The sequence below is a fragment of the Paenarthrobacter sp. FR1 genome (assembly GCF_051106045.1).
In the GTDB taxonomy this organism is placed as follows: Bacteria; Actinomycetota; Actinomycetes; order Actinomycetales; family Micrococcaceae; genus Arthrobacter; species Arthrobacter nitroguajacolicus_A.
Map to the genome: position 1 here is coordinate 99,266 of NZ_JBPFSF010000012.1, position 13,663 is coordinate 112,928.

Consider the following 13,663-nt stretch of genomic DNA (forward strand, 5'->3'; position numbering starts at 1 on the left):
AGATACCCATGGGAACCGAAGCGATACTTGGCCAGAACGGGACGGCTCACGATTTTGTGCTGGCCATCCCCGGTTACGTCGAGGCTGATTCCGCGCGGTGGGTCGAAGAGCCCCGCAAGAGCAACTATCGCTCGGATTTTGAACGGGACCGGGCCAGGGTCCTGCATTCCTCAGCGTTGCGCAGGCTGGGTGCCAAAACGCAGGTAGTAGCCCCGGACACCGACGACTTTGTCCGCACCCGGCTCACCCACAGCCTTGAGGTGGCCCAAGTGGGGCGCGAGCTCGGCCGTTCACTGGGCTGCGACCCCGACGTCGTTGACACCGCGTGCCTGAGCCACGACCTCGGCCACCCACCCTTCGGCCACAACGGTGAGTCCGCGCTGAACGAAGTCGCGCACACCATCGGCGGCTTCGAAGGAAATGCCCAGACCCTGCGGTTGCTGACCCGGCTGGAACCCAAGGTGCTCGCCGAGGACGGCCGGCCCGCGGGGCTCAACCTGACCCGCGCCAGCCTTGACGCCGCGTCCAAATACCCGTGGTCCGCCGTCGACGCCCCCGTGATCCATGGCCACCGCACCAGCAAGTTTGGTGCGTACGAAGACGATCTTCCGGTGTTTGAGTGGCTGCGTGAAGGCGCTCCCGGTAACAGGTCCTGCATTGAGGCTCAGGTGATGGACCTTGCCGACGATATTTCCTACTCCGTCCACGACGTAGAGGACGCGATCGTCGCCGGCCATTTCCAGCTGAAGTGGATGGAGAACCCGGACCACCGCGCCCGCGTGGTGGGGTACACCAAACAGTGGTACCTGCCGCACAACGACCCCGCTGAGATTGACGCTGCCCTGGCCAGGCTCGAAGCCACCAAGGTCTGGGTCCGTGAGGCCGACGGCAGCCGGAAGTCGATGGCGGCGCTGAAGGATATGACCAGCCAGTTGATCGGCAGGTTCTGCCAGAGCGCGATGGAAACCACCAGGGATCACTTCGGGCCGGCGAACCTGACCCGTTACGACGCCGAGCTCATGGTTCCGGAGGACACAGTCACTGAGATCGCCGTCCTCAAGGGCCTGGCCACCACGTTCGTCATCTCCACCGATCACCGCCAACCGGTCTACGAACGCCAGCGCGAGGTACTGCACGCGTTGGTGGGTGTCTTGAACGCCTCCGGCGACCGCCACCTCGAGCCGATGTTCGCGGCGGACTGGAGGGACGCCGTCGACGACGGTGCACGGCTGCGTGTCGTGATCGACCAGGTTGCATCGCTGACCGATGTCTCCGCGCTGGCCATGTACGAGCGCCTGGTGGGCAGCCTGCCGTCGCTGTGGTAACCCACTAGGATGGTCACGTGGCTGGCTTGATAAAACGTGAAGATATCGATGAAGTACGCCAGCGCACGGATATCAAGGAAGTCGTTGACGGCTACGTCACGCTCAAGGGTGCCGGGCTGGGAAGCTTTAAGGGCCTGTGCCCCTTCCACGACGAACGCTCACCCTCGTTCACCGTCCGCCCGCAGGTGGGCAGGTACCACTGCTTCGGCTGTGGCGAGGACGGCGACGCCATCTCCTTCGTCCAGAAGATGGACCACAGCTCCTTCCATGAGGCCGTCGAGAAGCTGGCCGCCAGGATCGGCTACGAGCTTCGGTACGAGGACGGTGGAACCGGTCCCAGCCGCGAGGAAGTGGGCAAGCGCCAGCGCCTGCTCGATGCCCACAAGATCGCCGATGAGTTCTTCCGCGCCCAACTGCTGACACCGGGAGCTGCCGAGGGGCGGAACTTCCTGGACGGACGTGGCTTTGATCGCGCCGCTGCCGAGCATTTCGGCGTCGGCTATGCCCCCCAAGGCTGGGACGCGCTCCTGAAGCACCTCCGCGGACGTGGCTTCACGGACGCGGAGCTGAAGCTCACAGGCATGTTCTCGGAAGGCAACCGCGGCATCTACGACCGCTTCCGGGGGAGGCTCATCTGGCCCATCCGCGACATCGCCGGGGACACCATCGGATTCGGCGCCCGTAAGCTCTACGAGGACGACCAAGGCCCCAAGTACCTGAACACCCCGGAAACCACGCTCTACAAAAAGTCACAGGTTCTCTACGGGATCGACATCGCCAAGCGGAACATCGCCAAGGAACGGCAGCTGGTGGTGGTGGAGGGGTACACGGACGTAATGGCCTGCCACCTGGCAGGAGTCACGACGGCGGTAGCCACCTGCGGTACTGCCTTCGGTACCGAGCACATCAAGATCGCCCGGCGACTGCTCTCCGACGACGGCACCGGGGGCGAGGTGGTCTTCACCTTCGACGGCGACGCCGCAGGCCAGAAGGCCGCGCTGAGGGCCTTCGAGGAAGACCAACGGTTCACCGCTCAGACCTACGTGGCGGTGGAGCCCTCCGGCGCGGATCCCTGTGACCTTCGCCAACTGAAGGGCGACTCTGCGGTGCGGGACCTCATCGGCAGCCGCAAGCCACTCTTCGAATTCGCCATCAAGGCCTCCCTTCGCCGCCACAACCTGGACACCGTGGAAGGACGCGTCGCAGCGCTGCGGGAGGCAGCACCCGTGGTGGCGCAGATCCGGGACTCCGGAATCCGCCCCGCCTACACCCGCGAACTCGCCGGCTGGCTCGGGATGCCCATCGAGGAAGTCAGCCGCTACGTCGGGGCGGCCGCCAAACGTGCCGCGGCCGGTGGCGCAACCGAACAACCCACGACGGCGGCAGCACCGCCGTCGAACGGTCCCCTTTTTCATCGTCCCGACCCGCGCGACCCCGTGGCCGGAATGGAGCGGCAGGCGCTCGAAGTGGTGCTTCAGGATCCCGCAGTCCTGGGCGGCGGAGCCTGGGAACGCTTCGAAGCCTCCCACTTCGCCACGCCCGCCTACGCGGCCGTCCACGCGGCCATACGGGCCTCAGGACTCGTCCAGGCGGCGGATCCCGTGGCCTGGGTGGAACAGATTCGCCAGGAAGTGCCTGAGCCGCTGCGCTCCTTGGTGTCCGAGCTTGCCGTGACCCCGCTGCCCGCCAGCACTCCCGAGGCCATGCAGCGCTACTGCCGCGACATCCTGGCCCGTCTCTTTGAACTGCAGATCACCCGGATCAAGGCGGACAAGATGGGCCAGCTCCAGCGGCTGGACGCTGCCTCCAACCCTGACGAGTTCCAGAGGCTGAACCGGGAGCTCATGCAGCTGGAAATGGAGCGTCGGGCCTTGCGTTCGGACGGCTGAGAACCTCGATTTCGTTTTCCGGCGGGCCCCTGTTAAGCTAGTAACCGCTTCATTCCTCCGTAGCTCAATTGGCAGAGCATTCGACTGTTAATCGAAGGGTTACTGGTTCAAGTCCAGTCGGAGGAGCGCACAATACCCCCGTTCCGAGCAATCGGAACGGGGGTATTTTTATACCCCCAGGGGGTATGTGGCCTCGATTTCGCATTCCGGTAGAACCTTTGCTAAAGTCATAACCGCTTCATTCCTCCGTAGCTCAATTGGCAGAGCATTCGACTGTTAATCGAAGGGTTACTGGTTCAAGTCCAGTCGGAGGAGCACAAGAACCCCGCACCGGCTCAGCGTCGGTGCGGGGTTCGTTTTTTTCCTAGACGAAATCCATCTCCACTTGCAGGAAACGCGCAGCTTCGGCAACGGCCGCCAGGAATGAGTCCTGCTCGGTGGGCGGAGTCCTGGGTTCGCGGGGATGCCATTCATGGGGCGCCGAGTAGACGCGCGTAAAACCGCCACCCGGCGGAGCGTAGAAGATTCCGAATCGCTGAACCGGCCACTCAGGGGAGGTTTCCGGCGCCACCAACAGGGCGGCGTCCGTCTCGGGGTTGTACCACTGGGCGATGGGCCTGCGCCTGTCATCCGTGAAGAGTCCGGCGGCATAGAGTGCTGCGGATTGTGGGCTGGTCACTGAGCACAGCCTGTCCCACCACAGCGGCAGGATGCGGTCATCCCGACGCTGCCAGGGTGCCGGAAGCGGCTGCAGCTCTTGCCAATGTGGCACACCTCAACTTTATCGCCCGCGTGTGGGCCGCAAAAGGGGAAGTGCTACCGGGACAGGCCCAGCCTGGGGTAGAGCACCTCGAAGCCTTTGGTCAGGCCCGCGTTCAGGGCGATGCCGACATGTCCGCCATTGGGCACCTCGTAGTAGGTCACACTCATGCCCGCGGAACGTGCCGCTGCGGAGACGGCCTTGGCGGCTGCTACGTAGGTCACGTCGTCGGAACCCACCGTGAAAACAGCCGTAGTGTCCGGAAACTGCTTCCCCTTCATGATGTTGATGGGCTTCTGGGCGTCGTAAGCGGCTTGGTTGCCGCCGAAGATCGCCGCGAGGTTACCCGCTGGATCTTCCGCGCCGGGGAATTCTTCGCCCGAGATGTCCACCACGTTGCCCCACATTGTGGGGTGCTTGACCGCAAAGGAGATGGCGCACTGTCCTCCGTTGGAGTATCCGGCTATTGTCCAGTGCTCGCGGTCAGGGAGGATGTTCAGGTTGGCTTTGGCCCAGTCCACCACATCCTGGTTGATGTACTTTTCCACGTTGCCGTATTTGGGGGTGTCCAGGCAGAGGTTGTCATTCTCGTCAGGGCCGATCTGGTCCGCGACAATCGCGATGGGGGCTAAACCGTTGTTTTTGGCCGCGAATTCATCCAACGCCGCCGAGACGTATTGCGGGTCGGGAAGGCCGGGCTGTCCCATCATGAGGACGAACAACGGCAACCGGGGCGGATTGTCCACCAGGGCAGCCGGAGGCAGATAGATGCCAGCTGGGCGGGCGTTGAAACCTGAGGCCGTGGCCGGAATGACCTGGGTGCCCACCTCACCCTTGGCTGGCATGTTTGCCGGTGGTTTCCAGCTCTGCCACAGGGGGCCCGCGGGAATGGAAGCCTCGGGGTCCGGTTTGCTGAGTTGGATGGCCCCTTCCGTGGAGATCCCGAAGGCCGACCCCAAGGTCTTGTTCAGTCCGAACTCGGCATTGATGCCCAGCCCGGCAACCACGATGAACACGGGAATGGAGACAGCAGCCACTACTTTCCGCCATCGCGGGCTGTGGCGGAAGCTGACCAAAGCCAAGCCCACCGCCGCGAAGCAGGTGATCGCCCAGAACCACACGCGGGGGGTGAGCCCCACGTGGAAGACGTCCATGACGTCTTCCACGATCCACACTGTCAACCAACCCAGCAGGGCCGAGACCACTATCGCCGTGATTCCTGTCAGCGCCCAGCGGGCTGAGGGCCTGAGGAACAGCACCAGGAAGAACCCGACGCCGATAATCGCCGCGGCCGTCATGACCACCGGGCCGCTGATCTCGATCTTCAGGATGTCGTTCATGGCTGGGACGCCCGCTCCGGTGTCATGCTGCCGGCTCCTTGGCTACCATCTGCCGCAGTAGGCCCGCGCTCTGGGCGGGCGAGAGCCCCGGCAGATAGGCGGAGCCCACAGCAATACCGATGGATGGCAGTGCCAAAGGGTCCTGGTAGTACATGTACAACGTCCGGTGTTCCGGTTGGAACCGTGACTTAAAAGCTGCCAGGGACTTGAAGCCGTACATGGGTTCCAGCGCATTTCCCAGCAGCGCCAGAACACGGTCCAGCGTGCTGCGGTCACCCTCGGCAGCGTCCGCCCCTGCATTGGCCAGGGGAGAACCGGACAGCGAAATGTGGGGGACTCCTTCCTTGAAGTGGGTCACGGCAGAGGCGATGAGGAATTCCATGACGCCCTTGAAGCCCGTGGTGCGACGCCGCATGAAATCCAAGGTCCACCCGGAGATGACACCGTTGCCGAATACGGGCAGCCAGCTGGTCACCCCATGGACCAAGCCGTCGTCGTCCACGGCTACGCAGCAAAGCACTTCGGGGTCCTTCAGTTCGTTCAAGCCGCCCAAGGTGAAACCCATCTCGGGGAGCGCCTTGTCAGCCACCCACTCTTCGGAGATCTCGGCGAGTTGCGCCCTGATTCCGGGAGGCATATCCGGGTAGTGGTACCAGTGGTCCTTGATGGACAGCTTGTCGGCACGGTTCAGGGCCGTACGGACGTTCTGCCATTCCTTGCCTTTGAAGGTCATGGCCTGGACATTGAGGAGGGTCTCTTCCGCCACTTCCAGCTTTCGGAAGCCTTGGGGGAGCAGCGCCCCATCAAGCTCGGCAGTGGCCGAGTAGAAACAAGGGGTCAATCCCAGGCCGGCGCAGTGGGCAAGGAAGCCTGTGGCTGCGGCGGCATGGTGTTCAGTGGCGCCGAAGGGCCCCGCCACCGTGAGGGCCACTCCGTTGTGGACCTGGTAGGCAACGCCAGCCTTGCGGTCGGGCGTGAACCAGTACTGGTTGTTGTCCCAGAGGGCCATCCACGACAACGTTCCGCCGCCATCGTGGAGCAGTTCCCGGGCGTGGCCCAGATCCGCTGCCGGATCGCTGGCCAGCATCCGGAATCGACGGAAGTTGTTCAGGACCAGCACCAGGATGCACAGCCAAATGACGTCCCCGCCCAGTCCATAGAGAACGGTGCTCAGCAGTCCTTGCGGGAGCGCCACGACGAAAGGTACGGGGAAGGGCACCAGGATGTGCGTCAGCTGCCCGGCGAGGTCCAGCAAAGTGGACCTGCCCGGATTGCCTTCCAGGAACCAAAAGACCACGTACAAGACAACAGCCGCGACGGCCAGGATGAGGGATGTCCGTCCCAGGGTGCGGTAGCCCGCGTCGCTCGACTCCACCCTGAACTTATGCCGGTTGGCCAGCAGCAAGGCCACGATGATGACGGGCGCCAGCACTGCAGGGACCGCGTACAAGAGCAGGTATCCGAAGTCGTCAGCGCCCAACGCGACATCAGGATCAGTGATGTATTGCAGGATGGAAAGTACGGTCACCGCTGCCAAATACACCTGGATGACAAGCGTGAGGCGATATGCCAGGCGGCGGCCACGCCGCAGCCCTTCGGCGCACACCAGCAGAAGGAGTACGGGAATCAGCGTCAGAATCGCCGCACCGAAACTCTGCACACCAACAATGCCCTGCAACGTGACGCAGTTCCTGTCGTTGCCGCAGGCTTCCTGGACTTCGTCCGCATCCGGGCTGGCCTGGAGCATGACCTCGGAAACGACCGAGAGCGGCCCGACTTCCCACGTCCCCGTGAGCTGCGTGAGCAAGGGGCCGACGGCGAAGACCCCCACCACGGTGCCTACGAGGAACCTTGTCTCCCGAAGGCTGGATGAGTGGAGCGAGCCCGCCCGGCGGCGCCGGATCAGCGACTGGAATGCCCAGCCCGCCAGCATGCCGATCACGGCCCCGGCAAGTGCCTGCAGAGTTTGAGCTACTCCCACGAACAGGGCGAACATCAGCGTGGCGGCCAGCAACCACGTCCTCAGGCGCCGTCGCCACAGGGACTCAAGTGCCGCCGTCGCGCATCCCAAGGCAGCGGCTGCGCCGCCATAGGCTCCCACCACGTACTCGCCGCCCAGGAAGCTCAGCCATTGGTCGCTGTTGTCCGTCCCATAGGCCACCAGCGCAACGAGCACCAATGCACTGAGCGCGGCGCCCACCACGAAAGCGGCGAGGGCGAGCCACGGGCCCAGGACGCGCTCGGCGATTCCGACACCCACCAGGATCACGGCCGTGCAGGCGAGGTAGTCCAGCAGGGAGGTGGCAAAGAATGATGACGTGAAGATGGACCACCAGGGCCCGGGCTCCACCGCCAGGCCCAGGCCCACCTGGTCAAGGAGGCCTTCGCTGGGGCCGCCGAGCAGGCTCCCTGTAGTGACACCAAGGAGCCACAAAAGAGCCACCAGGGCCAGCGTCAACGGCAGCCTCCGAACGGTTGCCAAGCCGCGCACAGTGCCCCGAAATCCCATAGCCGTGCTCATGTGATGTCCCCTTCACCGGTCAAGCACCGGTTACCCCGGCTGGCCACCATTCTGCCTTGCAGGAGGCCGTAAGGGGAGGGTTCCAAAACTAACGACGGCGGCTGCCCGCCGCCGGGGGCTGCTTAGTCCCGTTTCCAGGGGCCCGGATTCACTCGGTACAGCACCGCAGCCCCAATAACTGCACCCAAAATCGCGCCAAACAGGGCGCTCCCGGCCGCCCGGCCGAGAAGGGCGCCTGCGACGGCGCCGAGCAACGCGCCGAGGAAGAGGCCGCGGCCGTTGCGGTGCGGTTTCTTGGTCATGGTCACAGCCTACGGGCTTTCCCTGTGGGCCGGCGGCGCTGGCGGCTGGGTGGGGCTAGTGGATGGACGGCACGGTCCGGGGCCGGACAACCAACCACAGTGCGGCGATCGCGCCAGTGATGCAGACTGCCATCACCGAGCCCATGGGGACAGCGGAGCTGACACCCAGCCAACCGACCACCGGCGGCACGATCCCGGCCATCATGAACTGGGACGCACCCAGCAGCGATGCTGCCGTACCGGCTTGGGCGCCGTGGTTCGCAAGGGACAACACCTGAACGCAGGGGAACATGAAGCCGGTGGCGCAGATGTAGAACCACAACGGAATGAGGATGCCCCACAACCCCACGTGCAAAAGGTCCAGGATGACGATGAGGGCGGCCATCAGCAGCATGAAGACTGTTGCGCCGGCCACGATCCATTGCGGGGCCACGCGGCGGATCAGGCGCGAGCTGATCTGCACGCCTGCAACGATGCCCAAGGAGTTGATGCCGAAGAGGATGCCGTATTCCTGCGGGGAAAAGCCGTAGATGTTCTGGAACAGGAAAGTTGAGGCCGAAAGGTAGGCGAAAAGGCCACCGAAATTTAGGCTTCCCACCATGACCATGCCCACGAAGATCCGGTCGCTCAGGACAGTTTTGTAGCGTTGGCCCACTGTGACCGTGGACTTGCCCCGCTGTTCGGCGGGGAGTGTCTCCCGGATGAAGAAAATGGACGCGAGGATGACCAGCAGGCCGTACCCTGCGAGGAAATAGAAGATGCCCGGCCAGGGGAAGGCCAGCAGCAGCTGCGAGCCGATCACCGGAGCCAGGATGGGGGCAAGGCCGTTGACCAGCGACATCCGGGAAAACATGCGGACCATGGAGTAGCCGTGGAAGAGGTCACGGACCATGGCCATGGCCACTACGCCTCCACCGGCCGCGCCGATGCCCATGAGCACACGGAACAATGAGAGCATCCCGATGTCCGTGGCAAGGGCGGCTCCCAGCGACGAGCCGATGTGGACGGCTGTGGCCAGGATCAAAGGCAGGCGGCGGCCCACCTTGTCGCTGAACGGCCCCACCACCAATTGGCCGAGGCCGAAGCCGACAGTAGTACCGGTGAGTGTGAGCTGGATTGCCGCAGCCGAAACATCGAAACTTTCCTCCAAGGCAGGAAACGCCGGGAGATAGAGATCGATGGTGAAAGGTCCCAGGGCCGTCAAGGCGCCCAGCAGGAGAATGTAGACAAGTTTTTCGCGTCGGCTCAGAGAATCGCCCGGAGCAATGGGAGAGGTCACGATCATCTATCCTATGGCCCAGATCATATTTATTGGGCGTATGACAGGCGCGCCGCAGTGCGGCCCCGAAAGTTCAGCAGGAACCTGAATGATAGCTTTGAGGACAGGTGTCCGCGGTGATCGTTTTCCGCCGCGTTCGCCCAACACGATGCCCAGAGGAAGCAGTTAGGCGGAACCCATGAGTGGACGTCACACCGGCCGGACCAGTCAAGGACCAGCCATTCGTACTTTGCCGAAGACCCTCAAGCTCGTTGCGCGCTTGGCTCCACGCCAAATCAACGACGAAATCGCCTTGGCCAAGGTGGAACTCAAGCGCAAAGCCACCCAGGTGGGAATCGCCGGCGCCTTCTTCGGCGTAGCACTGGTCTTCCTCGCACTCCTCGTGATTGCGCTGGTCGTGGCAGCGATCCTCGGTCTGGCCACCATCATGCCCGGTTGGCTCGCAGCCCTCATCGTTGCGGCGTTCTTCCTGCTGATTGTTGCCATCGCCTCGCTGATAGGCATCGCCAAGTTCAAGAAGGCCATGCCCTTGGTCCCCGAGGACACCATTCGTGGCATCAAGCACGATCTCGGCATAGCGAAGGAAGGCTCCGCCTTCGACGAGTCGATCCTGGATCCGAATTCGCCGGCCGCCAAGGCTGCCAAGGCTGAGAAGGAAGCCGCCGCGGAGAAGGCCAAGGCGGAGAAGGCCGCAAAGGAAGCGGCCAAGGAAGCCGACGCCGTCAAGGCCCCCACGGAAGCTGAACTTCGCTCGCGCCTGAAGAAGCGCCGCCAACACCTGACCGGGGTCCGTGACGAGCTTGGGGAGCAGTTGGACGTCAAGAAGCAGGGCCAGGCCCTGCTGGAAAGCGCCAATGGCAAGTTTCAGGAGGGCAAGGAATTCGCTGCCTCCAAGCTTGCAGACCTCGGAGATTCCGTACCCGACAGCCTTTCCGAACGGCTTGCCGCCCGCTGGAAGGACCTCGCAGCGTTTGCCACGGCCGCCGTGGTCTTCGTGGTTGCCCTGAGGAAGCTGCTGAAGAAGTAGCAGCCATCTGCGGTACCAAACACAGAAGACGAGGAAGGGGGACAACATGAAATTGATCGGTGCTGGGTCGCACCCCGACCGGCCACAGGTTGATCACGACCTCATCTTCACCGTCCCCAACATCCTCACGGTCCTCCGTTTCATGGGTGTCCCGTTATTCGTTTGGCTCGTCCTTTCTGAACAGGAGTATGGCTTCGCGGTCCTGGTCCTTGTCATCATGGGGAGCACTGACTGGATTGACGGCTACATCGCCAGGCGCTTCGACCAAACGTCCAAGCTGGGCCGGATCTTGGATCCCATGGCAGACCGGGCCGCGCTCCTGGCTGTGGCTGTCACCTTGGCGATTGCCGGCGTCGTGCAGTGGTGGTACTTGGCCGCGCTCTTGGTGCCGGACGCCACCTTGGCCATTGCCTCGCTGATCTACTTCCGCAGCCACCCGGACCTTCCCGTGAGCATTATCGGAAAAATCCGGACAGCGTTGCTGCTGATCGGCACCCCCTTATTGGTGCTTTCCAAGCTGCCAATCCCGTTGACCGAGGTCTATTTCGTGGCCGCCTGGACCTTCCTGGGATTGGGCCTGGTCGGCCATTGGATTGCCGCCTACAACTACTTCTGGGCCATTCTGCGCAAGGGTAAAGAACTGAAATCCGACGACGGCGGACGCGGCTGATGGTTTGGCTGGCGGTCTTCCTCGCGGTACTAGGTGCCTTCTTCCTTGCCATTGGCGCCCAACGGCAGGGCAGCGCAGTCAAAGCCGACACCGGCGGCCTCGCGCTGAGCTCCAACGGGTTCTTGCGGCTCCTGCGTAATCCGCGCTGGATGCTCGGCCTCTTGTTCCTGGCCCTCGGAATGGTGATGAACGCCATTGCCTTGGTGTCTGCGCCCCTCACCGTCGTGCAGCCGATTGGTGCCATAGCGCTGGTCATCACCACAGTGGTCAACGCCAAGGACCAGGGACTGACCATCAACAGGGCAACCGTGGTGGCCATCAGCGCCTGCGTCACCGGTTCGGCGTTGTTCGTGTTGCTGGCAGTCAACGTCACGCAGGAGAACCATCACGTCAACGCCGAGGACGAGCTGACCATTGTCCTCCTGCTGGCCCTGGCCGTGGGCATCTTCGGCACGCTGGCCGTCATGTTCAAACACCGGATGAGTGCCTTTGTCTACATTCTGGGTGCGGGCGTTCTGTTCGGTTTCGTGGCAGTACTGACGCGCATCATCGGCAAGCACCTGCTCGATCCGAACGGCCTGTTCCTGCTCAACGTCCAGTGGTACACGCTCATCGCCATCGTGGCCGCAGGAGGGCTGGGTTCCTGGTTCGTCCAGAGCGCCTACTCCGGCGGCCCGCCCGACCTGGTGATCGCCGGACTGACCGTCATCGACCCCATGGTGGGCATCGCCATCGGCATTGTGATCCTTGGTGAGCTGCGTCCCGATGTCCACGCCGTGATGGCGATCGCCATGGCCGCGGCGGCAACGCTTGCTATCGTGGGGGTTATTGCCCTGAGCCGGCACCACCCGGAAGTCACCAAACGCAAGAAGGACGCGAAGGCGGCTGCCAACCGGAAGGCCTAGGGCACATCATTACCTTGCGCCACCGCTGATGCGGTCGGCAACCCGGCGACACCGCAGCATTGCCACAAGCAACGCTGTCCGCACCGTGACCATCAGGAGTTCTCCACGTGACCATTCCCGACACCACCAAGCCGCTCACTATTTTGATTGCCGCGGATACCTACCCGCCGCACGTGAACGGTGCCGCCCAGTTCGGCTACCGCCTGGCAAAGGGGATGACGGCACGTGGGCACAACGTACACGTGTTGGCCTGCCGGCCGGATTCGGGCAAGAGCTACACCGAATTCCGTGACGAAGCCACCGTCCACCGGCTCCGCTCCCATGGCGTTTTCACCCACGAGTACTTCCGTATTTGCTTCCCGTGGGAAATCAAAAAGGAAATCAGCCTCTTGTTCGACAAGGTCAAGCCCGACGTCGTGCACATCCAGAGCCACTACATGATCGGCGAGCACGTTCTTTACGAGGCCGTGAAGCGCGGCATCCGGATTGTTGCCACGAACCACTTCATGCCGGAGAACCTGAACCCCTTCCTTCCGTTCCCGCAATGGTTCAAGGACATTGTGGGCCGGATCTCGTGGAAAGACATGGGCAAGGTCATGGGCCAGGCGGACGTGGTCACCACACCTACGCCACTGGCGGCAAAGGCCATGCACCAGCACGCCTTCCTGCGTAAAGTCCTGCCGCTGTCCAATGGCATTGACTCTTCAGCCTATGAGCTGCAGCCGGGGGAGACCATCGAGCCCCATGCCAACCCCACCGTCCTGTTCGTGGGCCGACTGGCCGAAGAGAAGCACATCAATATCCTCATCGACGCCGTAGCCAAGACGCCCCGCGCGCTGAACGTGAACCTGGAAATCGTGGGTGGCGGCGAAGTCCGTCCTGCCCTTGAGGCACAGGTGGCCAAGCTCGGACTGGGGGATCGGGTGAAGTTCCTTGGCTTGGCGAGCGACGAAGATCTGCGCGAGGCCTACATCAAGGCCGATATTTTCTGCATGCCCGGCACGGCCGAGCTTCAGTCCCTGGTGACGTTGGAGGCCATGTCCGCTTCCACCCCCGTGTTGCTCGCCAACGCCATGGCCCTGCCTCATCTGGTCCGTGACGGTGAGAACGGTTACCTGTTCACGCCCAACGACAGCGACGAACTCGCGGCGAAGATCACCAAGCTGGTGGAGCTGCCAAAGGACGAGCTCCAGGCCATGGGAAAGCTGAGCCGCGAAATGGTTGAACCGCACAGCATCAACGGCACGCTCCAGACGTTCGAGGACCTCTACCGCGGAGCCTCCTACGAGGACAAAGTGGTGTGACCGAAGCACTCCTCTTTAGCTATTAGTATTGCTAGAGTGCTTTGCCCGGTTCAGCTGCCTCGCAGCGGCCGGACCGGGCATCACGGGGCTATAGCTCAGCTGGTTAGAGCGCGGGACTCATAATCCTAAGGTCCTCGGTTCAAGTCCGAGTAGCCCTACAATTTCACGCAAAAGAGCCGTGGCCGACGATAACTTCGTCGGCCACGGCTCTTTTGCGTTCCCCCTCGAGTGCGGTATGTTACTGATCAGTAACTTACTACCCGCCGGTAACCTGGCCGCCTGTCGCCCTGCGCGCAGCGCAGCCCTTCCCGGTCCCGACGTGGTCGCAGGTGACCACCCTT

11 protein-coding genes and 3 tRNA genes are annotated in these 13,663 nt (G+C 63.1%); 9 read left to right on the forward strand and 5 right to left on the reverse strand.

Annotation, left to right across the window (positions count from 1 at the left end; translation table 11 throughout):
• Positions 1-8 precede the first annotated feature (8 nt).
• From ACR30Z_RS19790 to ACR30Z_RS19805, 4 genes are all read left to right on the forward strand, one after another.
• Positions 9-1,325 carry a deoxyguanosinetriphosphate triphosphohydrolase gene (locus ACR30Z_RS19790; RefSeq protein ID WP_144652106.1) on the forward strand — a complete coding sequence of 439 codons (1,317 nt, stop codon included), beginning with the start codon at positions 9-11 and terminating at the stop codon, positions 1,323-1,325.
• Between the two features lie 17 nt (positions 1,326-1,342).
• A complete protein-coding gene (dnaG, locus tag ACR30Z_RS19795; RefSeq protein ID WP_434374367.1) occupies positions 1,343-3,214 on the forward strand; it encodes a DNA primase in 1,872 nt (623 codons plus the stop codon).
• Positions 3,215-3,267: 53 nt separating this feature from the next.
• Positions 3,268-3,340, forward strand: a tRNA-Asn gene (locus ACR30Z_RS19800).
• A gap of 116 nt (positions 3,341-3,456) precedes the next feature.
• Positions 3,457-3,529, forward strand: a tRNA-Asn gene (locus ACR30Z_RS19805).
• Positions 3,530-3,578: 49 nt separating this feature from the next.
• Here the strand turns inward: ACR30Z_RS19805 and ACR30Z_RS19810 are convergent.
• The 5 genes from ACR30Z_RS19810 to ACR30Z_RS19830 form a co-directional block, all read right to left on the reverse strand.
• A complete protein-coding gene (locus ACR30Z_RS19810) occupies positions 3,579-3,986 on the reverse strand; it encodes a hypothetical protein (protein WP_144652108.1) in 408 nt (135 codons plus the stop codon).
• 44 nt (positions 3,987-4,030) lie between these two features.
• Positions 4,031-5,314, reverse strand: a complete 1,284-nt coding sequence (locus ACR30Z_RS19815; protein ID WP_434374368.1) for an alpha/beta hydrolase — start codon at positions 5,312-5,314, stop codon at positions 4,031-4,033.
• 22 nt (positions 5,315-5,336) lie between these two features.
• Positions 5,337-7,835: a bifunctional lysylphosphatidylglycerol flippase/synthetase MprF gene (locus ACR30Z_RS19820; protein ID WP_434374369.1), complete on the reverse strand. Its 2,499-nt coding sequence runs from the start codon at positions 7,833-7,835 to the stop codon at positions 5,337-5,339.
• Between the two features lie 122 nt (positions 7,836-7,957).
• A complete protein-coding gene (locus ACR30Z_RS19825; protein ID WP_144652111.1) occupies positions 7,958-8,137 on the reverse strand; it encodes a glycine zipper domain-containing protein in 180 nt (59 codons plus the stop codon).
• 55 nt (positions 8,138-8,192) lie between these two features.
• Positions 8,193-9,422: a multidrug effflux MFS transporter gene (locus ACR30Z_RS19830; RefSeq protein WP_144652112.1), complete on the reverse strand. Its 1,230-nt coding sequence runs from the start codon at positions 9,420-9,422 to the stop codon at positions 8,193-8,195.
• Positions 9,423-9,594: 172 nt separating this feature from the next.
• On the opposite strand from ACR30Z_RS19830, the gene ACR30Z_RS19835 reads away from it, so the two are divergent.
• The 5 genes from ACR30Z_RS19835 (at position 9,595) to ACR30Z_RS19855 (ending at position 13,480) form a co-directional block, all read left to right on the forward strand.
• Complete coding sequence (locus ACR30Z_RS19835; protein WP_144652113.1) at positions 9,595-10,443, forward strand: phage holin family protein; 849 nt, start codon at positions 9,595-9,597, stop codon at positions 10,441-10,443.
• Between the two features lie 46 nt (positions 10,444-10,489).
• Positions 10,490-11,113 (forward strand): CDP-alcohol phosphatidyltransferase family protein, encoded by a 624-nt coding sequence (locus ACR30Z_RS19840; protein ID WP_144652114.1) that lies wholly within the window; start codon positions 10,490-10,492, stop codon positions 11,111-11,113.
• On the forward strand, positions 11,113-12,018 hold the full coding sequence (locus ACR30Z_RS19845) for a DMT family transporter (protein WP_144652115.1): 906 nt from the start codon (positions 11,113-11,115) through the stop codon (positions 12,016-12,018). The genes ACR30Z_RS19840 and ACR30Z_RS19845 overlap by 1 nt, the downstream gene beginning before the upstream one ends.
• Positions 12,019-12,125: 107 nt before the next feature.
• Entirely contained in the window at positions 12,126-13,322 is a 1,197-nt protein-coding gene (locus ACR30Z_RS19850; protein WP_144652116.1) for a glycosyltransferase, read from the forward strand.
• An 84-nt stretch (positions 13,323-13,406) separates the two neighbouring features.
• Positions 13,407-13,480, forward strand: a tRNA-Ile gene (locus tag ACR30Z_RS19855).
• The last annotated feature ends 183 nt before the right edge of the window (positions 13,481-13,663 follow it).